Raw genomic sequence first — 21,803 nt, 5'->3', positions numbered from 1 at the left:
CGCCTCTTAACGAGGCGGCCCGGGTCAGAAGATATAGTCGGCCTCCTTGACCAGCTTTTTCAGGGCGTCCAAGGAGCTTGGCGGCGGGTCCTTCGCCAGAATCTGTGCCTGAATCACCTCAGGCAGGTCGTTAAAATACGCCGCCGCCTGCGGGTCAGGTCCAATGTTCGCATACATATCGGTATAAGTTAATCCCATTTCATCACCCCTGCATAGGGTTTCCGGAAAAATGAAATTTAGCCGTTCTATTGAAAATACGAACATGGAGGGATGTCGGCCGGTGGATCACAAACCGGAAATCAGGTAAACATCCGCATGCCCACCAGCAGGCACCCGTTGATATAAGGCATTCCCTTCTCCTCCAAATAGGCCACCAGCTCCGCGCTTTCCGCCCCCGGCTGAAGCACGATGCATTTGAAGCTCTTTTTGCACGCCCGCATCAGCTCCAGCCCCTTGGCAGGATGAATGCACAGGTCGATGATGTCGATTTCCTCCGGCACGTCGTTGAGCGAGGGTAGCTCCTTACCCACGGCGTAAACCGTGTAGCCCTTCTCGATCATACCCTCTTTGATTTTATAGGCATATTTCTCGGAATCCAGCGTGTTGCCCACCACGGCGAAAACGCGCTGGCGCATGATTTCCTGTAACTCCATAAAAACACCCTCTTTATTTTATTCTGCGCCAATTTCATTTAATAACCATATTAAAAGCAGTATAGCAAACATTTTTATCTCCCGCAATGCTCTTTGCCACATTTTTAAACGGGTGCCTCTCTGTAAACACCCGTTTTGCCTTTCCCGGTTGCCAAAGAGCTGTGCATTTGTTAAACGCTGTGGTATACTGATAAAAAAAGCTTGCAGGGGGGCGAGGGGAAACGGCGTACTATACTTATATTCTGCGCTGCGGGGACGGCAGTCTTTACACCGGCATCACCACCGACCTTGCCCGCCGCCTTGCCCAACATGGGGGCCGTCTTCCCGGCGGCGCAAAATACACGGCGGCCCGCCGGCCCGTCCGCTTTGCAGCGGCGTGGGAAGCGGACGGCAGAGCAGCGGCGTCCCGGCTGGAATACCGCATCAAGACCCTTTCCAGGCAGGAAAAAGAACATCTCATCGGCGGCGGGATTCCCGCGGCGCTGGATCTTTCGCCATATCCAAGACTTCCTATTACCGACAAAGGAGAATTTAACATGCTGTTTGTATGCTATCCAAAATGCACCACCTGCCAAAAAGCCCGGACTTTTTTGGACGCGAAGGGCACTTCCTATGAGTTCAGGGATATCAAAACGGAAAACCCCACCGAGGACGAGCTACGGGTCTGGCACAAAAAAAGCAACCTGCCGCTCAAGCGCTTTTTTAACACCAGTGGCCTGCAATACAAGGCTCTGGAGCTTTCCAAAAAGCTGCCCTCTATGACCGAGGACGAGCAATTCAGGCTTCTCGCCACCGACGGAATGCTGGTCAAGCGTCCCATTTTGGTGGGAGCAGACTTCGTTCTGGTGGGCTTTAAGGAGCCAGAGTGGACCCAGCAACTGTAAACCGCCTGTAAAGCAGATGCTGCAATTTTCCCGGCGAATACGAAATCGCGCCCCCGGCGGGACCTCTGTCCCGCCGGGGGCGCATTTGGTTCAGGCCGCAGCCTTCGCCGTTTTTACTGATAAATAGGGAATGACTCGCACAGAGCATTGACCTCCGTGCGGACCTGCTCTGCGGTACCCTCGAAATCTCGGGCAGTCAAAGCCATCCAATGGGCAATCTTCTCCATCTCCGGCTCCTTGAAGCCGCGAGAGGTGGACGCAGGGGTGCCCACGCGGATGCCGGAGGTGACAAAGGGCTTCTCCGGGTCATTGGGGATGGCGTTCTTATTGACGGTAATCTGGACCTCGTCCAGCCGATGCTCAAACTCCTTGCCGGTGATGTGGAAGTTACGCACGTCCACCAGCATCAGGTGGTTGTCCGTTCCGCCGGAAACAAGGCGGAAGCCCTCCTTGATAAGGCCCTCGGCCAGCGCCTTGGCATTTTTCACAACCTGCTTCTGATACTCCTTGAACTCCGGACGCAGAGCCTCGCCAAAGCTCACGGCCTTTGCCGCGATGATGTGCTCCAGCGGGCCGCCCTGTGTGCCGGGGAACACGGCGGAGTTGATCTTCTTGTAGATAGCCTCATCATTGCACAGGATCAGGCCGCCCCGGGGACCCCGCAGGGTCTTGTGGGTGGTGGAGGTAATCACGTCGGCATAGGGCACGGGAGAGGGATGCTCGCCCGCAGCCACCAAGCCCGCGATGTGGGCCATGTCAACCATCAGATATGCGCCCGCCGCGTCCGCCGCCTCGCGGAACTTCTTGAAGTCAATCGAACGGGGATAGGCAGAAGCGCCCGCCACAATCAGCTTGGGCTTGTGTTCCTCGGCCAGCTTGATGAGCGCATCATAGTCGATCTGCTCCGTCTCCTCGTCCAGACCGTAGGGGATGATGTTGAAATATTTTCCGGAGATATTCACAGGGCTGCCGTGGCTCAGGTGTCCGCCGTGGGCAAGATTCATACCCATCACAGTGTCGCCGGGCTTGACCAGCGCGAAAAACGCGGCCAGATTGGCGTTGGCCCCGGAATGGGGCTGAACGTTGGCATAATTGCAGCCAAACAGTTCGCAGACACGCTTGCGGGCAATCTCCTCCGTGATGTCCACGGCATAGCAGCCGCCGTAATACCGGTGTCCGGGATATCCCTCGGCATATTTGTTGGTCAGGCAGGTGCCCATCGCCGCCATGACCGCCTCGCTGACCACGTTTTCGCTGGCAATCAGCTCAATGTTCCGGCGCTCGCGGGCGAATTCCTCTTTAATGGAAGCGCCAACCTCGGGGTCAAACTTGGAAATAAAATCCATCGTCTCGTGCACCATCTGAATGTCTCCTTTATCATTGTGTATTTGTCCACACGCTTTAGTCAACATATTTTTCACACGGCCTGCCAAAACACCCGGCCATTTTATATTTTAGCACACGTACTATCATTTGTGAAGACGGTTTAAAACTATTTTCCATTTAAATTGGAAATAAACGGCGCGGTTTCCACATTCAAAAAGTCACTCAAGCCGCGCGGGAACGCCGTCCTCGTACAGCCCCTTTTCCGTCACAACCCACGGAACCGGCATATCGTGGGGCTCCACAGGAATGTCCTCGTGGAGCAGCATCTCCCGGCACAAAAGCACCGCGCTGCCCCGGTAAGCGGTCAAAAAGCGATCGTAATACCCGCCGCCCTGACCCAGCCGACGGCCCGCCCGGCCGCAGCTCAGGCACGGCAGCACGGCAAAATCCACCTCGTCGGGCGTCAGAATCGGGCAGCTTGCGGACGGCTCCAGAATCCCGAACACGCCGGGAACCAAATCGTCCAAAGAGGTTACTGCCCGCAGCTCCATAATGCCCGGTACCTCGGTGCAAAGCGGCAGACACAGCCGCTTCCCTGCCCGCAGCGCATCCTCCAGAATAGGGCGGGTGTTGATTTCCCGCTTGGTGCCGAAAAAGCTGAAAACGGTGTGTGCCTCCCGATAATCCGGCAGTGCGCGGACGCGGTCCGCAATCGCCGCGTCGGATTCCTCCTTGTAACGGGGCGAAAGCGCCCTCTCCTGCGCCCGTACCCGCAGCCGCAGTTCCTGTTTCTCTTCCGCAATCGTCATGACAGCGTGTCCTCCTTTTTTTCCGGGCTCGGCGCGCCGAAACGCACCGCGCCCATTCCGTATTTCCCCCGGATTTTGTCCATGGCGGATTCAAGCTTCTCCTGCTTTTCCCGTCGGGGGGCCGCGGTATCCAACAGGTCCGTCTGCTCATAGGCGTCGGCCTCCTCCGTCAGGGCGATGGCGGTGACGGTGAGCATCCGAATAGGAGCGGGCGGCTTCCAGAAGGTGTCCAGCAATTCCATGGCCCCGTCCGCCAGCTCCCGCATCAGGTGCGTAGGCGAGGCAAAGCGCTTTTGCCGGGATCGGTCCTGAAAATCCGGCGTGCGCAGCGTGACCGCCACGCCCCCGGCATACATGCCGCAGCGTCGCAGCCGCATGGCCACCTCGTCGGAAAGCAGGGACAGCGCCGCGCCCACCTCCCTCCGGGATGTCAGGTCCCGCTGAAAGGTGGACCCGCTGCCTACGGATTTTGGCGGCTCCAGCTCACTTCGGGGCCGCACCGGCTCATGCTCCAAACCGTTGGCATACTCATGGAGTTGACGGCCCGCTTTCCCCATCAGTGTTTCCAGTTGGCCCACATCCATGGACGCCAGCTGCCCGATGGTCCGCACGCCGAACTGTGCCAAGGTTGCCTGCGCGATTTTTCCTACAAACAGCAAAGCTCCCACCGGCAGGGGCCACACAATGTCCCTCCAGTTTTGTGGAGAAATCACCGTAGTTGCGTTTGGTTTTTTGTAATCGCTGCCCAGCTTTGCGAACACCTTGTTAAAACTGACGCCTACGGACACCGTCAGTCCCAGTTCCTTTTTTACCCTGGCACGAATCCGGTCCGCCACAGCCCGCCCGTCTCCGTCCAGCAGGTGGAGGGACCCGGTCACGTCCAGCCAGCTTTCATCCACGCTGAAGGGCTCCACCAAATCGGTATACTCCTCGTAGATGGCATTGACCCGCTCGGAATATTCCCGATACAGGTGGTGATGGGGCGGCAGCAGCACCAGCCCGGGACACTTTCTCCGTGCCTGCCAGATGGTTTCCGCCGTGACAACCCCAAATTTTTTGGCTGCCTCGTTCTTTGCCAGCACAATTCCCCTCCGGGAGGTAGGGTCGCCGCATACCGCCACCGGCGCGTCCCGCAGCTCTGGATGGGACAGCAGCTCCACCGAGGCGTAAAAACTGTTCATATCGCAGTGCAAAATCACCCGATCCACGCCGTCCCCCCTTTCCCCGCGCCAAAGCGCGGCTGCGGCTCATTTGTTTTATTGTAGCACAAACGTTCGCATTTGCAAGTCTAATCTCACAGCACCCACCGCATCGTCCCTCCCGGCTCGTTGTCTTCACACTTCCCACGCGGACTTCCTAATGCCTCACTTTTTAAGAAAGCAGGCAAAACACAGTTTGCCGTTTTCCCTCCCATGAAAATTTTCACCAAAACAGTCTTCCCATCGGCGTGCATCTCATATGTGGCATAAGAAAAAATCAAACGCAAAGAAGCTGGGGAAATAACTTCCCCAGCCCCTTAATTTGCATTGCCCACAGGCGACACGCCATCTCTCTAAAATTCGACCAAGGGAATTTTTTCGACCGTTTTATCCCTTCATCGCCCGCTCGGATTCCTCCAGCCGGGCAATCAGTTCCTTATACTTGGCAATCTTTTCCCGCTCCACATTGACCACGGCCTCAGGTGCGTTTGCCACAAACTTTTCGTTTTTCAGCTTGCCCTCTGTGATGCGCAGACCGTTGACCGCCTTTTCCTTTTCCCGGGCAATACGGGCCAGCTCCTCTCCTACGTCCACCAGCTCCGCCAGCGGAATATAGGCCACGGCCTTGCGGGTGACAATGCTCACCAACCCGTCCAGCGTTTCCGGTGCGGCGGCAGAAACCGTCACGCGCTCGGCATAGGCCATGCGGGTGATGAAGTGCACCGCATTCTGGAAAATCTCCGGCTCGTCGGTCTTCAAAACCAGCTCCGTCTTTTTGGACGGGGGCACGTTCATCTCCGACCGGCGCGCACGGATGGCGCGGATAGTGTCCATCACCGCTTCCATGGCCTCCGTCTCGGCGGGGAAGTTCAGCGCCTCGTCATACACGGGCCAGTGGGAGGTCATGATGAAGCTCCCCTCTTCTCCCGTCTCCCGGGGCAGGGACTGCCAGATTTCCTCCGTGATGAACGGCATGAAGGGATGCAGCAGCTTCAGCACCTGAATCAGCACGTAGCACAGCACATTCTCCGCCGCAAGGCGGCTCTGGGCATCATCGCCGTTCATACGGGTTTTGGTCAGCTCAATATACCAGTCGCAATAGGTGTCCCAGATAAAGTCGTATACCTTGGCGGAGGCCACGCCGATTTCATAGGCATCCAGATTCTCCGTGACCTCCTTGACCAGCCCATTCAGCTTGGTCAGGACCCACTTGTCCTCCTGCTCCAGATTCGCAGGAAGGGCGCAGCAGTCAATGCTCAGGTTCATCTGGACAAAACGGGAAGCATTCCAGATTTTATTTGCGAAGTTGCGCATGGCCTCGCACTTTTCGGTGTAAAACCGGGTATCGTTTCCGGGGCTGTTACCGGTGATGAGGTTGAAGCGCAGCGCGTCCGCGCCGTAGGCCTGGGCCATTTCCAGCGGGTCGATGCCGTTGCCCAGAGACTTGGACATTTTGCGGCCCTTTTCATCCCGGACCAACCCGTGAATCAAAACCGTGTGGAAGGGAATCTCCTTCATCTGCTCGCAGCCGGAGAAAATCATCCGGGCCACCCAGAAGAAGATGATGTCATAGCCCGTAACCATCACGGAGGTGGGATACCAGTAGTTCAAATCCGCCGTCTTTTCCGGCCATCCCATGGTGGAGAAAGGCCACAGGGCAGAGGAGAACCAGGTGTCCAGCACGTCCGGGTCCCGGGTCAGGTGGGTGCAGCCGCACTGTTCGCACTTCTCCGGGTCCGTCCGCCCCACGTTGATGTGGCCGCACTCGTCGCAGTACCACGCGGGAATCTGGTGGCCCCACCAGAGCTGGCGGGAAATGCACCAGTCGTGGACGTTTTCCATCCAGTTGATATAGGTCTTGGAGAACCGCTCGGGGACGAACTTCACCTCGCCGTCCTGCACCACCCGCAGGGCCTCCTTCGCAAGGGGCTCCATTTTCACGAACCACTGGGCGGAAATGAGCGGCTCCACGTCGTTATGGCAGCGATAGCAGGTGCCCACGTTGTGGCTGTAATCCTCGGTCTTCACCAGATAGCCCTGCTCCTCAAGGTCCTTTACGATGGCCTTGCGGCACTCGTAGCGGTCCATCCCGTTGTAGGGGCCGCCGTTTTCGTTGATTCTGCCGTCGTCCGCAATGCAGCGGATAATCTCCAGGTTATGCCGCAAACCCACCTCAAAGTCGTTGGGGTCGTGGGCGGGGGTCATTTTCACCGCGCCGGTGCCGAAGCCGATCTCGCAGTATTCGTCCCCCACAATGGGAATCTCCCGGTTCATGATGGGCAGAATGCAGTTCTTGCCAATCAGGTGCTTGAACCGCTCGTCCTCCGGGTTCACGGCAACGCCGGTGTCGCCCATCATGGTTTCAGGCCGGGTGGTTGCCACCACCAGATCGCCGGACCCGTCCGCCAAAGGATAGCGGATATGCCACAGGTGACCCGGCTTATCCACGTACTCCACCTCCGCGTCGGACAGGGCGGTGGCACAGTGGGGGCACCAGTTGATGATGCGGCTCCCCTTATAAATCATGTCCTTTTCATAGAGGTCGCAGAAGGTTTCCCGCACCGCCCGGGCACAGGTTTCGTCCATGGTAAAGCGAGAGCGGTCCCAGTCGCAGGAAACGCCCATCTTCTTCTGCTGCTCCACAATGCGGTCGCCGTACTTTTCCTTCCATGCCCAGACCCGCTCCAAAAACTTCTCGCGGCCAAGGTCGTACCGGGTTTTGCCCTCTTTTTCCCGCAGCTCTTCTTCCACCTTGATTTGGGTGGCGATGCCCGCATGGTCCACGCCGGGAATCCACAGGGCAGAATATCCCTGCATCCGCTTGAAGCGGGTCAGGATGTCCTGAAGGGTCGCGTCCAGCGCGTGGCCCATGTGGAGCTGACCCGTCACGTTGGGGGGCGGCATCACAATGGAAAACGGCTCCTTTTCAGGGTCCGGCTCCGCCGTAAAGCAGCGGCCCTCCATCCAGCTCTCGTAGATGCGGGACTCCACCTGCTGCGGCTCATATACCTTCGGCAGTTCTTTTTTCATGTCTTGCTCTCCTCATACTCAGATATCTGAATTCTATACAAATACAGGCTCCCTCAAACAGCGGGACGTTCGCGCACGCCCTATGGTGCTTTATTCCCGCTCCATACTCCGGCGCAGACGCTCTGTCACGCGGTAAACGCGATAGCGCTTGCTGCGACTTTTCAGCCACCCGCGAAACGCATCTTCCGTCCCCTCGATCAATGCACTTTTATGCAGCAGAACGGAGGTGTCCTCCGCCGGAATCCAAAAAACCAGGTTGCTCTCCCGGACCTCACCCATGCGGATATTTTTCCATAGGCGGATTTCCTCGCCCTTTCCGTCCAGCATGCGGCAGTCGTCTCCCTCGAACACGAAGCGCATGGGCCGGGCCCGCACCGCATCAGTCAAATCCAGCCACCGGGCCCGTGCCTCCCGGACTCCCAGACGAAATCGCCTGCCCCGCTGCATCGGAAGTAAGAAAAAACCTATGATGATCAGCGCCAGCAACACCGTGAACAGCGCCGCCTCCCAGTTTTTCTGCACAAGAGAATATACCGTGAAGCACAGGGCCATCACCCCAACCGGGATGCTGGCCCGGGCCGCGTTGCTCCGCACCCGGACCCAATCCATCAGCGCCGCCTCCTCCGCAGCCTCCAGTACCGCACCCTGGGTCGTATCGAATACAAATCTTTCCATATGCCCCTCCAAACAAAAATCGCCCTGAGCCGATCGGCTCAGGGCGAACAAAAGTCCGCGGTACCACCTGAATTCGGGAATTTCCCGCACTCTCCCGGCGCTTTGCGCCCGCCTCTGTAACGGGAGGTCCCGTTGGCCCTACTTTCCAGTTCAGGCCAATGCTCCGAAACGACTTCTCCGCCGACTTCACGGGGACTTGCACCGTCCGTCCCCTCTCTTTGCATCCGTCCGCGGGTACTGCTTTTCCTCATCGCAGCTTTCCTATTCATAAATCCAGCTTAGTATAACCGCGCAGCCTCATTTTGTCAAGATTGGGTGCAGGAGGCCGGAAAATCTTTTTACCGCGGGTTTCTTGTGTTTGCATTGTGCGGATTTTGTGATACAATGGCCACAATGTAACCAAGCTGGGCCGCGCCGTCTCTGCCCGCCTTGTGGTGCGCTTTCTATTGTAATTTTTAAAGAACACGGCCCTTCATTATATTTAATAAGAAAGGAATTCTTTGCCATGAGCATTTATCAAGCGGAAGACAGCGTGCAAAGCCCCTCCATCCTGTTCCGTCTGAACGGAGGACTGTACTGCGCGGACAGCCGCTACGTCTCCACCATCATGGAGCTTCCGAAATACACCCCCGTGCCGGACGCGCCTCCCTATATTTCCGGAATTTTTTCCCTCCGGGGCAGCAGCGTTACCCTGTTCAATCTCCGGGCTGCTTTGAAGCTGCAATCCCTTCACGAGGAATTTGATGCCTTCACCACCATGCTGGACGCACGCAAGCAGGATCACATTAACTGGGTTGCCGCGCTGGAGCGCTCTGTTAAAACCGGCGAACCCTTTTCACTGGCCACAGACCCCCACAAGTGCAAGCTGGGCAGGTGGTACGACAGCTTCAAAACCGACAGTACGGAGCTTGCCTCTCATCTGTCCAGAATGGAAGAGCCCCACCGTTTGCTCCACGAATCGGCCCAGCGGATGGAACAGTGCGAAGCCACTGGGGATTGCGAAGCCATCGCCAATTGTAAGCAGACTGCGCTGGATGAGGTTCGAAGCATTTATATGCCAAAGGTTCTCTCCGTGCTGGAGGAAGCCAAGGAGATTTTCCGCATCCGGGAATTTCACGAGATGGTGCTGGTGCTCAGCGGCGACACCAGTCTTGGCCTGACGGTGGACGAGGTGTTATCTGTGGAAATGGTGGAGGAGGAGGCTGCGGGCGCACACAATCAGATTATGACCCGCTCCCCCTACATCCGGCGTGTGGTGCGCGCCCCCGGGCAGGACGAGCTGATTTTGGAGCTCAGCCTCCCCGATATTTTGCAGGTAGGCGACGAGGTGGCCGCGCTGCGCGCCGCCGCGTCCGCAGGATAAATTGCCAAACGCCGTATCAAGGCTTAGGCTTCCGTCAATAAAGTAATGGATTTTTTGCCTTATTTCGTTTCTGTTTAACCTCTATTTATTCTCTGCTTATAAACCGGGGCTTTCGGCGGCACTTTTTTCAGGTTGCTTTCAGCCCCGACGACTATGCTGGAGAAATCCGACAGGCGGCAAATTCCCCGGCGTCCGCATCCGTGAAATTATGCTTGCAGTTTCACAGTTTATCCTATATAATATGTCGGTGTGTATTCGTGGGATTTCCCGCATCTTCACTTAAGATTTTGAGAGGACTGAAACGAAAATGAGCGCAAACGATAATCATTCCAGAACCGCGCGGGAGGCGCAGCAGCAGAAGGAGGCCCGGCGCAGCAACATTATGTACGCCGTCATCGCCGTCCTGTTCGCCCTTCTGGTGGTGGCCGTACTGGTATGGAAGTCTAACATCATCCAGAAAAATGCCACCGCCGCCACGCTGTATACCCAGCTTACCTCAGCAGAGGACCCCGCCGCCAGCGGCTCCTCCTCCGCGGAAAAGACCGTGCTGGCAGACGTGAAGGTACCCCAGCTGAACTACTATTTCGTAAATATCTATCAGAACTTTGTCCAGCAGAACAGCGCGTATATTTCTTATATGGGGCTGGACACCAGCAAGGACCTGCGCTCTCAGCCCTATCCCGGCGACGAGACGCAGACTTGGTTTGACTATTTCGTCGATCAGGCCATTGATCAGATGTCCGCCATCTACGCGCTGAACGACGAGGCGGAGGAAGAGGGCTACGTCTGGAACGACGCCATGCAGGCCCAGTTCGACGCTAACGAAGAATCTCTTACCTCCACTGCCACCGCCTCCAATCTGAGCATCGTCAAATACCTCCGGCAGATTTATGGTTCGACCATGAGCCGCAGTGTTTACGAGGCCGAGATGAAGCGCGTGATTCTGGCCAGTGACTTTTCCCAGAGCCATAACGACAGCCTGACCTATACGGACGAGGAGCTGGAGGCCGAATACGCCGCCAACCGGAATACCTATGACGTGGTGGATTATCAGAGCGTCCGCATCAGCGGCACTGCCGAGGCCACCACGGACGCCGACGGAAACAGCGTGGATCCCACCGAGGAGGAAAGCGCCGCCGCATTAAAAGCGGCCAAGCAGTCCGCCGATACGCTGTACGCCAGCTTCAAGTCCGGAAAAAGCCTGTCCGATCTGGCGAAGGACAACGACAAGATGTCCTATACCAATGGCGAGGCCGGTTCCTATTCCTCCGGCGTGCTGATGGATTGGCTGTTTGACAGCGGCCGTCAGGCAGGGGACTCCGCCGTTCTGGCCGACGAGGACAACGCCGCCTATTACGTGGTATCCTTCGGTAAGCGCTATCGTCAGGACTATAAGACCGTAAACGTGCGCCACATCCTTCTCCAGCCCGAAGCCGGCAAGATCGCGCAGGGCGAGGACGGCTACGACGAGGAGCAGGCCAAGCTGAAAGAGGAGGCCAAGGCAAAGGCCGAGGACCTTCTGGCCCAGTGGCAGGCAGGCGCGGCCACTGAGGATTCTTTCGCCCAGCTTGCCAAGGAAAACTCCGTGGACGGCGGCTCTCAGGCCAACGGCGGTTTGTACGAGCAGATTTATCAGGGCCAGATGGTGCCCACCTTCAACGACTGGTGCTTTGATTCCAGCCGCAAGGCCGGAGACACCGGCGTGGTGGAAACCGATTACGGCTATCACATCATGTACTTTGTGGGTGAGAATCTCCCCTACTGGCAGGTACAAGCGGACAGCACCCTGCGGAATCAGGATTTTGGCACATGGTACGACGGTGTCATCGCCGGGTACACCGGTGAGGCAACCGGCGGCGTCAAATACGTGTCCGCGAGCTGAATTGCATCGTGAAGCACGGGCCGGCGAAAGCCGGTCCGTGTTTTTCTAAAAAGAACGCTTAGACAGATAAGAGGAAATCGCTATGGATCATCAATTTCTGCGTAACGAAATGCTCTGGGGACGGGATGGGCAGGCGCGTCTTACCCGCGCCCACGTGCTTTTACTGGGTCTTGGCGGAGTGGGGAGCTATGCCGCGGAATGTCTGGCCCGCTCCGGCGTGGGCGAACTGACGCTGGTAGACAGCGACGCCGTCTCGCTCACCAACCTGAATCGCCAGCTGGAGGCCCTCCACTCCACCGTGGGCCGCCCCAAGGCGGAGGCCATGGCCGAACGCCTGCTGGATATTAACCCCGCGCTGAAACTCCACCCTGTCCATGCTTTGTACAATGCCGAAAACCGGGACCGGTTTTTCCCCGCAGGCTGCCGGTACGATTACATCGCAGACGCCATCGACCTTGTCTCCTGCAAGCTGGATCTGGCGGAAACCGCCCTGCGCCTGCATATTCCTCTCATTGCTGCTTTAGGCACCGGAAACAAGCTGGACCCCTCCCTGCTGCGAATTGAGGACATTTCAAAAACATCCGGCTGCCCTCTGGCCCGCGTGATGCGCCGGGAGCTGAAAAACCGGGGGATTCGTCATCTGCCAGTGGTATTCAGCCCCGAGGAACCTGTCTCCTCCGTTCGGCAGATGGAAGCGCCCCCGCCGGGGCGGCGCAGTGTCCCCGCCAGCAACCCGTGGGTCCCGGCCACGGCCGGACTGCTGCTGGGCAGCGCCGTGGTGCGCAGCCTGCTGAAGGAAACGGAGGGGTTGGTATGCTGATCGGAACGATTGTTAACGCGCTGGCCATTCTGGCCGGTTCCGCAGCCGGGCTGGGCCTGACACGGATTGCCAGGCATCTACCCGTTGCCGAGGGCGGCACGCTGGGGCAGCGGCTCCAGGATCTGGTTATGAAAAGCGTGGCGCTGTGCGTGCTCTATATCGGCGTGAGCGGGTCCCTGACGGGGCAGAATATGCTGATTACCATTCTCTCCATGGTCTTTGGCGCACTGCTTGGAGAGCTGCTGGATCTGGACCGGCGGATGCGCTCTCTTGGCGATTGGGTACAGAAAAAGATGGAGCATTTGGTTCCGGGCGGAGCCTCCTCTGTGTCGGAGGGCTTTGTCGCTGCAAGCCTTCTGTTCTGTGTGGGAGCCATGGCAATTGTGGGTGCGCTGCAAGACGGGCTGACGGGCGATCATTCCACCCTGTTTGCAAAAGCGCTGCTGGACGGCATCAGCGCCGTGATTTTCGCCTCCTCTCTGGGCGTAGGCGTGGCATTTTCTGCCGTGACTGTCTTTCTCTTTCAAGGAAGCATTGCCGCGCTGGCGGCCCTGATTTCCCCTCTGCTTGGAGATGCGGTCATCGCGGAGATGACCTGTGCAGGGTCGTTGCTGATTATCGCCCTGTCGCTGAATATGCTGGGCATCACCAAAATCAAGGTCATGAATATGACCCCCGCCTGCCTGCTGCCGATTTTGCTTTGCCGTCTGAGTGAAACCATTCCCGCTCTGTTTTAATGCGCCCAATCCTTTAACGCGCGGCTTTGCCGTCGGGAGAAGTTCTCCCGACGGCATTTTTTGTGCGATTTTTAGTCCCACGCCTCCGTCATGCTCCATTGTTCCGGAACGGAAACTGCCCTTGCAGATGTTTGCTATAATTTTTCTCCAAATGGGGCAACCTATGGAAAATCATCACAAGGCGGTGTTTTTTTATGAGCAAAAAACGCGTTGGACGGCGGACCGTCCAACTGGACGCTCCCCCGTCCATTCTCTCCTTTGCCGCCATCGGCGGAAAGCTGGAAAAGCAGGGGCCGCTGGCGGCCTGCTTCGACGAGCTGTGCGAGGACTCCTTTCTGGGGGAGAAAACCTGGGAAAAGGCAGAGTCCCGGATGCAGCAAAAAACGGTGCAGACGGCGCTGGACAAGGCAAAGCTGCACGCAGGCGATCTGGATTATATTTTTGCCGGTGATCTCTTGAATCAGTGCATCGGCACCTCCTTTGGTCTGCGGGAGTTTGAAATTCCCTTTTTCGGGCTGTACGGCGCCTGCTCCACCATGGGGGAATCCTTAGCTATGGCGGCCATGAGCATCGACGGCGGCTTTGCCGACCGGGCCGCTGCCATCACCTCCTCTCATTTCTGCACGGCGGAGAGACAGTATCGTATGCCCGTTCCGTACGGGAACCAGCGTTCCCCTACCGCCCAATGGACCGCCACCGCGTCCGGCTGCTGCATTCTGGGCCGGGAGGGAGAGGGTCCCTTCGTCACCCATGTCACCTGCGGCAAAATCGTGGACAAGGGCGTAACCGATGTGAACAACATGGGTGCTGCCATGGCTCCTGCGGCCTACGACACTATCTCCGCCTTTTTCAAGGACACGAAGACAAAACCCTCGGACTTTGACCTGATTCTCACCGGCGACTTGGGAGAGCTGGGCCACAGCATCGTCCGCGGCTTTTTCCAGCGGGACGGCGTGGACATGAGCAAAAACTATCTGGACTGCGGCATGCTGCTCTATGACCGGGAAAAGCAGGACATGCACGCCGGAGCCTCCGGCTGCGGCTGCTCGGCGGCGATTCTGTGCGGGTATCTTTTGCCGGGACTGAGGGCGGGAAAGTGGCGGCGGATTCTCTTCGCCCCCACCGGGGCGCTGCTCTCTCCCACCTCCAGCTTTCAGGGGGAGTCCATTCCCGGCGTGTGCCACGCGGTGTGCATCTGCACGGAGCGGTAGACATATCTTTTTCTTCCCCGCCGCCCACCTTCCGCATAATTCGGGCAAACATGGAAAAGCTGGGAGAGAAAAAACTCGGTTTGGAGGTTCTTATGGACTATCTGAAAGCATTTCTCTGTGGCGGCATTCTCTGCGCAATCGGGCAAATTTTGATTGACAAAACCAAGCTCACCCCCGCCCGCATTCTCACCGGCTATGTGGTGGCGGGCGTGCTGCTTGGGGCGGTGGGCGTTTATAAGCCCATTGCCGAATGGGGCGGAGCAGGGGCCACCGTACCCCTTACCGGCTTTGGCTTCTCTTTGGCCAAGGGCGTGGAGAAAGCCGTTGCGGAGCAGGGGTGGCTGGGCGTGTTTACCGGCGGGCTCACCGCCACGGCGGGCGGCATTGCCGCGGCTGTCATTTTTGCCACGCTGATGGCGCTGCTGTTTCGCCCCGGAGACAAGCGATAAGCATAAAAAGCGGCGGCTCCTGATGGAGCCGCCGCTTTTATGCTTTTAAAACCGCTCAGTCCTCGTGATCTTCTCCGCAGTCGCATTCTTCGATGTCGGACAGGTCAAATTCCAGCTTCTCCCCACAGTTGGGGCAGACCACTTCGCCCTCCTCCAAAATGGACTCGTCGAAGTAAACCGTCTCCTCACAGGTGGGGCAGGTGGTGGCGTAGCAGTCCTCGGAATCGTCGTCGTCGTCTTCGTCGTCATCCTCCAGCTCGTCGTCCTCGTAGACGAGCTCCTCCACGTCCTCCAGGTCGTCGCTGACAGCGTCCAACCCCTCGGAAATTTCGATAATCTGGTCCTGATGGTCCTGAAGCTCCAGGGCCACATCGTCCAGAATATCAATGATCATGGTGATCAGCTTGCCCTCCTTGGATTCGGTGTCCAGGCCCAGGCCCTCGGCCAGCCCCTTCAGATAAGCGACTCTCTCGGTAATTTCCATCGTGTACACGCTCCTTTCTTCCTGCTTCGTTGTTTGTAATATAGAGGAACCCTCCTCTTGAATCAGGCGCGCTCTCGTTTAGTCCTTGCTGCGGGAGAGATATTCGCCTGTCCGGGTGTCGATGTTAATTTTGTCTCCGGTGCTGATGAACAGAGGCACCTTGATCTCTGCGCCGGTTTCCACGATGGCAGGCTTGGTCACGTTGGTGGCGGTGTCGCCCTTCAGGCCCGGCTCCGTCTCGGTCACCACCAGGTCCATAAAGTTGGGGACCTCCACGGAGAAGACGCTGCCCTTGTAGCTCAAGAGCTTGCACACCGTGTTCTCCTTCACAAAGCGGAAGCCGTCGCCCAGCACGTCCCGGTTCAGGGGAACCGTGTCATAGGTTTCGGGATCCATGAAGTAGTACAGGTCGCCGTCCTGATAGCTGTACTCCGCGTCCTTGCGCTCCACAAACGCCTGCTCAAACTTGGCGGTGGGGTTGAAGGAAGTCTCGGTGACGCCGCCGGTCACCACGTTTCTCATCTTGGTGCGCACAAACGCCGCGCCCTTTCCGGGCTTGACGTGCTGGAACTCCACCACAGTCATGATCTTGCCGTCCATTTCGAAAGTGACACCGTTGCGGAAATCACCGGCAGTAATCGTAGGCATAGTTTTTCCTCCTTACAAATCTACGAGAAAACGACCCGTCAGGAGGACATTTTCTCTGCTTTTCAAATTTACAAAATAGCCTAGGATATTTTACCCCAGATACGGGATGAATGCAAGGGTTTTCCCGCTGATTGGGGGAAATTCAGAAGGATTTTTTATCAATTCCTCGCAATTTGCGGCAACAAACGGCCTTAAAGGGCGCCTGAAGTGCGTGAAGCACCTTCTGCCAGAGCGTCACGGCCCCGCCCACAGGCTCCACGGTCAGCGCTAAAACCCCCGCCCGCTTGGCGGCCAGGCAATCGGTCAAAAGCTTGTCGCCCAGCATGGCGGTGTGGTCCACCGTGCCACCCGCTTTCTCCATGGCGGCCAGAATCCCCCGGGGAGATGGCTTTCCCGCCCGCCCCTGATAGGGCACGCCCAGCTCGTCGCAAAATTCCGTTACCCGGCTTCCCGAGCGGTTGTTGGACACGATGACAAAGCCAATGCCCGCGTCCTTCAATCCGGCGATATAGTCCTTAAGCGCCCCATCGGGGCGGCGTGTCTTTTTCTCTGCCAGCGTAAAATCCAAATCGCTCAGCAGCAGCGTCACGCCCAGCTTGCGCAGCAAATCGGGCGTTACCTCGTCATAGCGGGCAAACAGCCTGTCCGGTACCAGGGAAAAAGGCATATTCAGTCTTCCCCCTTCATAGCATTTTACGAATTGATCTTTCATCATCTTTAGTATACCAATTTTTTTCAAAGCACACAAGGGGGGTCTTGGCTTGCAGGTCTATCTTGCCGTTACGCCGCAGCAGCTCCGGGAGGCGTCCCGTTTCACCCGTCACTTTGTCCATATGGCCTATCGCATCGGACCGGAGTCCGCCCTGCTGCGCCAGAACCTGCTGGTACAGACCAAGGGCGGGCTGCTGGGCCTCAGCGACCACGATGCGCCCACGGTGGAGGAGCCGGAAAAACTGGCTGCCGCCGCGGTGCGGGAGTGCTCCCGACGAAACTACGGCGGGGCGGTGTTGGATTTTGAAGCGCCCCAACCCAGGGGAGACCTGCTGCTGCTGGCGGGGACCATGGGAAAGCTTTTTCAAAAAAATCGTCTGACGCTCTACGTGCCGGAGCCTTATGCCTCCGCCGCGCCCACGGCAATTGTCCCGGTCTGCACGGCCCTGTCCGGCGGTAACCTGACCCAGCGGCTGCGGGACGCTGCTTCCGCCCGGAGCACGGGGCGGCTGGCGCTGGATCTGGAACGGCTGATGATGGACTTCCCTCTCCCCTGTCCCTCCGGAGAGGGCCGCCCTCTGCGGCGGGAGGAATTGGCGGAGCTGATGGAGCGGGAACAGCCGTCCGTGTTTTTCTCTCCGGACCTGTGCGCCCGGTACTTCACCTACGCCTGCCGTGGCGAAACCCATTTCATATTGTTTGACGACGGAGACACTTTGCTGCAAAAGCTGCGCATCGGCCAAAACCTAGGCGCTCAGGCAGCGTTTTTCCAGTATCCCGAGGTCAGCGACCTTTTGGGAAAGCTGTTCGGAAAGTAAAATCCTGCTAAGCGCGCACCGCGGGCTTTCTCTCTTTTCCTCATTCCGGAACTTCAGAGCAAGCGGCGCTTCCCCGCACCCGCCGCATATCCAAAATAGTTGTTCCCCAAACACCACTTCCCTATGGGCACGATTCTCGCACGCCATTTGAAGGCTTGCGTTTCAAGTCGACAAAAAGGCGCCGTGGAATTCTCCACGGCGCCCTTTATCAAACGAGAATCAATAGAAGCGCTTATTCTTGTTCTTCCGAGCTGCCTCAGACTTCTTGCGGCGCTTGACGCTGGGGCTCTCGTAGTGCTCTCTCTTACGAACCTCCGCGAGAACGCCCGCCTTAGCGCAGCTGCGCTTAAAACGCTTCAGGGCGCTGTCGATGTTCTCGCCCTCTTTGATATGAATTTCAGACATTTATATTTCCCTCCCTCCAGAATGCCGGGAAACCCGCAGCACTTAAGGGCCATTTTATTATGGCTTTAACGAAATCATTATAACGGTTGATTCGCGCCTTGTCAAGAGGATTTTCTGAAAAGCGACAAGACGCAAAAAAGCGGCCCGCCCCGCAAAAAAGGGCGGGCCGCTTTTTATGATTTTTCCAATTCTTCCAAATTTGCCGCCTGTCGGTCCAGCTCCCGCTCCAGAGCAATTGCCACCTGGTCGGGACAGGAGGTGGACTTCATGCCGCAGCGGATGCCCTTGAGCCGATCGACGGCCTCCCGGGCGTCCATCCCCCGCAGCAGTGCCGCGATGCCCTGCAAATTGCCGCTGCAGCCGCCCACAACCTCCAGCTCCTCAATCACATTTTCTGCATTGAGCCGGAAATGCATCTCCTGAGAGCAGGTCCCCCGGGGGTGAAATGTAAACGTCATGTTCCGCTTCCTTTCCGCTTTTGATCCCTTCGGAAAGGATACCATATTGCCGCGCCAGCGTCAAGCAGGCGGGCGGCGAGAGTCCTTTATCCCGCGCTTCCGCCGAAGCTGCGGCCCTCCAGCACCAGCCGATCTGCGATCATGGCGATAAACTCGCTGTTGGTGGGCTTGCCCTTGGTGTTGGAAACGGTATAGCCGAAAAACTTTTGCAGCGTTTCCAAATCGCCCCGATCCCATGCCACCTCGATGGCGTGGCGGATGGCCCGCTCCACGCGAGAGGGCGAGGTGGAAAAACGGCGGGCTACCTCGGGATAGAGCACCTTTGTCACTGCATTGATCACGTCCATGTCGTCCACCGCGATTAGTATGGCCTCCCGCAGATACTGATATCCCTTGATGTGGGCGGGAACGCCGATTTCATGGATAATATCGGTGACCATGTTCTTTAAACTTTTTGTATGGGATACCGGTTGAACAGGCCGGCAGACGGAGCGCATCCGCTCCATCAGTGCGCTGTTTTCAAAAGGTTTCGGCATAAAAAATGCCGCGCCCTTTTCAAGAGCCTCTCCCACCACCTGTTCCGTAAAAAATGAGGAGATCATCATTGTCCGCGTCGGAAGCTCTTCTCTGCGAAGCTGCTCCAGCACGCCGAAGCCGTCCAGCTCCGGAAGCACCACATCCAGCAGCAGCAAGTCCGGTAGCTGCTCCCGCACCTGGCGGAGCGCGTTTTTCCCGTCGCCTACGCCGGCGACCACCGTGAATTCTCCCGTCTGTTCGATTGTTTCCCTCAGCATCGCCCGGTAGCTCTCATTGGCGTCGGCTATAACCACTTTCCTGCAGATCTCCATAACGCAACCTGTCCTCCATCTCTTCATTGAAATTTCTTCCGGTTTCCCAAAAGTTCGGATTGGGTTTTCTATAATTTACCATAAACGGACAGTCTTTGCAAGACGGAATTGTAAATAATTGGGATTTTTTATTCGACCCGTTATGCATCTGTCACAGTAAATTCGGCAGGAACATTTCAAATCTGTTTGTCTTTCAGCATATTTCGAAGAAAAAGGCCATCACTCCGGGAAAAAATGCACCGGACGCCTCAGTCCAAAACGCCCGCGCTCTGGAAATCGGGCGCGGAATCTTTCTCCACGGGGGTACGGTTCTGCCGCAGCTTAAACCCGGCCAGAAGCCCCTTCAGCAGGGCGGACTGCTCCGACAGCTCCTGGCTGGCGGCGGCGCTCTCCTCCGCCGTGGCAGCATTGGTCTGGACCACCGACGAAATCTGCCCCACGCCCTGATTGATCTGGACAATTGCCATGGCCTGCTCCTGCGAGGCGGCGGCAATCTTGTCAATCAGCCCCACGGCCTCGGCCGTCTCTCTGGCGCTGGCTTCCAGAGCCTTGGCGGTCACGTCCGCAGTCCTGCTTCCGTTTTCCACGGCGGCCAGCGTCTGCTCAATGAGGGCGGTGGTGTCTTTTGCAGCCACCGCCGATTTTCCCGCCAGATTTCGTACCTCGTCCGCCACCACAGCAAAGCCCTTGCCGTGCTGTCCGGCGCGGGCGGCCTCCACTGCGGCGTTCAGCGCCAGAATGTTGGTCTGGAATGAAATGTCATCAATAATTTTGATAATCTTCATAATCTCGGAGGACTTGAAGGAAATCTCCCCCATGGCAGCAACCATCTCCTGCATGTGGTTGTTGCTGCTATGCAGCTCCCGCCCTGCAAACTCCGCTTTTTCCTGCACCAGCTTGGCGTTTTCCGCATTTTGCCGAATCTGCCCGGTGACCTCCTCAATGGAGGCGGAAAGCTGCTCCACGGCGCTGGCCTGCTCTGTGGCGCCTCTGGAGAGGGTCTGTGCAGCCGTGGCGACCTGCTCCGCATCCCCGTCCGCAAAATCCGCAGACTGATGAATTTGCAGCAGCATCCCGTCCAGATTGTCCAGCATGGACTGGAGATTATCCTTAATTTTCCTGAACTGCCCGTCGTATTCTCTTTGGAGTTCAACCGTCAAATCCCCGCCCGCCACGCAGGACAGCACGTCGGAAATTTCATCAATGTATCCCTGATAATTGACAAGTCTCTGAATCGTAAGCTGGAATGCATCCGAAAGACGACCCAGCTCATCCTTGGATTTGACCGAAAGCTGAACGTCGAAATCCCCGTCCGCAATCTGCTGGGCAGCCTTTGTAATGGACTTGATCGGCTTTGCGATAGAGCCGCTGATCAGCCATGTGACAACCGCGCCTACGCCCGCCATCACCACGCACAGCAGCATCAGCATCTGCGTGAGGACATGCGTCCGCTCAATCACCTCGTTGGTTTCCAGCGTCATCGCCAGAATCCAGGGGCTGCCCTCGATGGGAGTGAATTCCACCAGCTTTTCCTTGCCGTTGTATGTATATTCGCCGCCGCCCTTCTGGCGCGTGGTCATCTGCTCAGTGAGGGTACCCAAGGCTTCAAGCGCCGGGTCGGCTTTTCCATTCTCAATGTCGTTGTCCTGCCGGAGCACAAGATCGATGTTCTTGTGGGCCACCTTGACGCCCTCGTTGTTGACGATATATCCGTATCCGGTGTTTTTATAAGTGACATTTTCGCAGATCTGGCTGAGGGTCAGCCCGTCCCTTCTGCCGTATAAAACCCCGATAATCTTTCCGTTTTCATACACTGGGGCGGCATATACCAGCACCGGCTCTCCGTCAAGCTTACTGAACATCAGATCCGAAGCAGCAGGCGTTCCCTGAATGGCGGACTGAAAAAAGGGACGGTCAGACACGTCGTTCGTCTCCCGGCTGCTGTTCAGAATGACGGCCTTGCCGGTTTTATCCGCAAAGCCAAAGAGAATATAGCCCGAACGCTTGGCCTCCGCCTCGAAATAGGCAACCTTTTCGTCCAGAGAGGCCGTGCTGTCGGTGATTGCGGGAACCTGTGCCAGCCCATCCATGTACAAAAGCTGTGCGCTGTTCTCAGAGGAAATGTACTGCGCCTGTGCCTGTGCCATAGCCCCCAGATCATCCCGGGCATCGGAAAGCAGGTCCTTGCTGACTACATAAATTGCAGCGGCTCCCAGTGCGGCTGTGACCAGCAGAATAATGAGTGTGAATGCTGCGACCAGTCTGAGCTTGATTGATTTCATGAATACTTCTCCACTACTTTAAACTTTTAAATTTGTTACCGCCGCTTTTCAATCTCTTGCCGCTGCCGTGCCGCGAAAATTCCTGAAAGAAGCGCTTTCTGGTGATTATAT

The 21,803-nt window shown here is 57.2% G+C and carries 22 protein-coding genes, 1 pseudogene and 1 other annotated feature; of the genes and pseudogenes, 9 read left to right on the top strand and 14 right to left on the bottom strand.

Going from position 1 to position 21,803, the window contains the following annotated elements:
* Nucleotides 1-24 precede the first annotated feature (24 nt).
* Together ABVS15_RS11130 and ABVS15_RS11125 are read right to left on the bottom strand one after the other, a co-directional pair.
* Entirely contained in the window at nucleotides 25-198 is a 174-nt protein-coding gene (locus tag ABVS15_RS11130; RefSeq protein WP_294856770.1) for a hypothetical protein, read from the bottom strand.
* 101 nt (nucleotides 199-299) lie between these two features.
* Nucleotides 300-653, bottom strand: a complete 354-nt coding sequence (locus ABVS15_RS11125) for a CoA-binding protein (protein ID WP_369283747.1) — start codon at nucleotides 651-653, stop codon at nucleotides 300-302.
* 239 nt (nucleotides 654-892) lie between these two features.
* Between ABVS15_RS11125 and ABVS15_RS11120 the strand changes: the two are divergent.
* A pseudogene (locus ABVS15_RS11120) lies at nucleotides 893-1,090 on the top strand (GIY-YIG nuclease family protein); the annotation flags it as partial.
* Nucleotides 1,091-1,189: 99 nt separating this feature from the next.
* Entirely contained in the window at nucleotides 1,190-1,537 is a 348-nt protein-coding gene (locus ABVS15_RS11115) for an arsenate reductase family protein (RefSeq protein ID WP_369283746.1), read from the top strand.
* 113 nt (nucleotides 1,538-1,650) lie between these two features.
* Here ABVS15_RS11115 and glyA read toward each other — a convergent pair whose 3' ends face one another.
* From glyA to ABVS15_RS11090, 5 genes are all read right to left on the bottom strand, one after another.
* Nucleotides 1,651-2,898 (bottom strand): serine hydroxymethyltransferase, encoded by a 1,248-nt coding sequence (glyA, locus tag ABVS15_RS11110; protein WP_369283745.1) that lies wholly within the window; start codon nucleotides 2,896-2,898, stop codon nucleotides 1,651-1,653.
* Between the two features lie 183 nt (nucleotides 2,899-3,081).
* Nucleotides 3,082-3,672 carry a 5-formyltetrahydrofolate cyclo-ligase gene (locus ABVS15_RS11105; RefSeq protein WP_369283744.1) on the bottom strand — a complete coding sequence of 197 codons (591 nt, stop codon included), beginning with the start codon at nucleotides 3,670-3,672 and terminating at the stop codon, nucleotides 3,082-3,084.
* On the bottom strand, nucleotides 3,669-4,880 hold the full coding sequence (gene dinB, locus ABVS15_RS11100; protein ID WP_369283743.1) for a DNA polymerase IV: 1,212 nt from the start codon (nucleotides 4,878-4,880) through the stop codon (nucleotides 3,669-3,671). The genes ABVS15_RS11105 and dinB overlap by 4 nt, the downstream gene beginning before the upstream one ends.
* Nucleotides 4,881-5,258: 378 nt before the next feature.
* Complete coding sequence (locus tag ABVS15_RS11095) at nucleotides 5,259-7,901, bottom strand: valine--tRNA ligase (RefSeq protein ID WP_369283742.1); 2,643 nt, start codon at nucleotides 7,899-7,901, stop codon at nucleotides 5,259-5,261.
* A 90-nt stretch (nucleotides 7,902-7,991) separates the two neighbouring features.
* Nucleotides 7,992-8,576 carry a hypothetical protein gene (locus ABVS15_RS11090; protein ID WP_369283741.1) on the bottom strand — a complete coding sequence of 195 codons (585 nt, stop codon included), beginning with the start codon at nucleotides 8,574-8,576 and terminating at the stop codon, nucleotides 7,992-7,994.
* Nucleotides 8,577-8,612: 36 nt separating this feature from the next.
* Nucleotides 8,613-8,836 (bottom strand) — a binding site (T-box leader).
* A gap of 245 nt (nucleotides 8,837-9,081) precedes the next feature.
* Here ABVS15_RS11090 and ABVS15_RS11085 point away from each other — a divergent pair.
* The 6 genes from ABVS15_RS11085 (at nucleotide 9,082) to spoVAE (ending at nucleotide 15,038) form a co-directional block, all read left to right on the top strand.
* Nucleotides 9,082-9,939 (top strand): chemotaxis protein CheW, encoded by an 858-nt coding sequence (locus tag ABVS15_RS11085; RefSeq protein ID WP_369283739.1) that lies wholly within the window; start codon nucleotides 9,082-9,084, stop codon nucleotides 9,937-9,939.
* A 307-nt stretch (nucleotides 9,940-10,246) separates the two neighbouring features.
* Nucleotides 10,247-11,821: a peptidylprolyl isomerase gene (locus tag ABVS15_RS11080; protein WP_369283738.1), complete on the top strand. Its 1,575-nt coding sequence runs from the start codon at nucleotides 10,247-10,249 to the stop codon at nucleotides 11,819-11,821.
* Between the two features lie 82 nt (nucleotides 11,822-11,903).
* Nucleotides 11,904-12,641: a ThiF family adenylyltransferase gene (locus tag ABVS15_RS11075; protein ID WP_369283737.1), complete on the top strand. Its 738-nt coding sequence runs from the start codon at nucleotides 11,904-11,906 to the stop codon at nucleotides 12,639-12,641.
* Nucleotides 12,635-13,378 (top strand): DUF554 domain-containing protein, encoded by a 744-nt coding sequence (locus ABVS15_RS11070; protein WP_369283736.1) that lies wholly within the window; start codon nucleotides 12,635-12,637, stop codon nucleotides 13,376-13,378. Before ABVS15_RS11075 ends, ABVS15_RS11070 begins: the two co-directional genes overlap by 7 nt.
* Before the next feature lie 194 nt (nucleotides 13,379-13,572).
* A complete protein-coding gene (gene spoVAD / locus ABVS15_RS11065; RefSeq protein WP_369283735.1) occupies nucleotides 13,573-14,589 on the top strand; it encodes a stage V sporulation protein AD in 1,017 nt (338 codons plus the stop codon).
* Nucleotides 14,590-14,681: 92 nt separating this feature from the next.
* Nucleotides 14,682-15,038: a stage V sporulation protein AE gene (gene spoVAE / locus ABVS15_RS11060; RefSeq protein WP_369283734.1), complete on the top strand. Its 357-nt coding sequence runs from the start codon at nucleotides 14,682-14,684 to the stop codon at nucleotides 15,036-15,038.
* Nucleotides 15,039-15,093: 55 nt separating this feature from the next.
* On the opposite strand, the gene ABVS15_RS11055 is transcribed toward spoVAE, so the two are convergent.
* The 3 genes from ABVS15_RS11055 to ABVS15_RS11045 all read right to left on the bottom strand — a co-directional run bounded on the left by ABVS15_RS11055 (nucleotide 15,094) and on the right by ABVS15_RS11045 (nucleotide 16,837).
* Nucleotides 15,094-15,522: a CD1247 N-terminal domain-containing protein gene (locus tag ABVS15_RS11055; RefSeq protein WP_369283783.1), complete on the bottom strand. Its 429-nt coding sequence runs from the start codon at nucleotides 15,520-15,522 to the stop codon at nucleotides 15,094-15,096.
* A 78-nt stretch (nucleotides 15,523-15,600) separates the two neighbouring features.
* Nucleotides 15,601-16,170 carry an elongation factor P gene (efp, locus tag ABVS15_RS11050; RefSeq protein ID WP_369283733.1) on the bottom strand — a complete coding sequence of 190 codons (570 nt, stop codon included), beginning with the start codon at nucleotides 16,168-16,170 and terminating at the stop codon, nucleotides 15,601-15,603.
* A 142-nt stretch (nucleotides 16,171-16,312) separates the two neighbouring features.
* Nucleotides 16,313-16,837: a YqeG family HAD IIIA-type phosphatase gene (locus ABVS15_RS11045; protein ID WP_369283732.1), complete on the bottom strand. Its 525-nt coding sequence runs from the start codon at nucleotides 16,835-16,837 to the stop codon at nucleotides 16,313-16,315.
* A 94-nt stretch (nucleotides 16,838-16,931) separates the two neighbouring features.
* Here ABVS15_RS11045 and ABVS15_RS11040 point away from each other — a divergent pair, with 94 nt between their 5' ends.
* Nucleotides 16,932-17,699: a hypothetical protein gene (locus tag ABVS15_RS11040; RefSeq protein WP_369283731.1), complete on the top strand. Its 768-nt coding sequence runs from the start codon at nucleotides 16,932-16,934 to the stop codon at nucleotides 17,697-17,699.
* A gap of 219 nt (nucleotides 17,700-17,918) precedes the next feature.
* On the opposite strand, the gene rpsU is transcribed toward ABVS15_RS11040, so the two are convergent.
* From rpsU to ABVS15_RS11020, 4 genes are all read right to left on the bottom strand, one after another.
* Complete coding sequence (gene rpsU / locus ABVS15_RS11035; protein ID WP_040659605.1) at nucleotides 17,919-18,104, bottom strand: 30S ribosomal protein S21; 186 nt, start codon at nucleotides 18,102-18,104, stop codon at nucleotides 17,919-17,921.
* A gap of 173 nt (nucleotides 18,105-18,277) precedes the next feature.
* On the bottom strand, nucleotides 18,278-18,562 hold the full coding sequence (locus tag ABVS15_RS11030) for a TIGR03905 family TSCPD domain-containing protein (protein ID WP_369283730.1): 285 nt from the start codon (nucleotides 18,560-18,562) through the stop codon (nucleotides 18,278-18,280).
* Nucleotides 18,563-18,648: 86 nt separating this feature from the next.
* A complete protein-coding gene (gene spo0A, locus ABVS15_RS11025; RefSeq protein ID WP_369283729.1) occupies nucleotides 18,649-19,410 on the bottom strand; it encodes a sporulation transcription factor Spo0A in 762 nt (253 codons plus the stop codon).
* A gap of 248 nt (nucleotides 19,411-19,658) precedes the next feature.
* On the bottom strand, nucleotides 19,659-21,692 hold the full coding sequence (locus tag ABVS15_RS11020; protein ID WP_369283728.1) for a methyl-accepting chemotaxis protein: 2,034 nt from the start codon (nucleotides 21,690-21,692) through the stop codon (nucleotides 19,659-19,661).
* Between the last annotated feature and the right edge of the window lie 111 nt (nucleotides 21,693-21,803).

The sequence above is a fragment of the Oscillibacter sp. GMB15532 genome (assembly GCF_041020825.1).
In the GTDB taxonomy this organism is placed as follows: domain Bacteria; phylum Bacillota; class Clostridia; order Oscillospirales; family Oscillospiraceae; genus Oscillibacter.
This window is presented reverse-complemented; position numbering and strand designations above follow the sequence as displayed.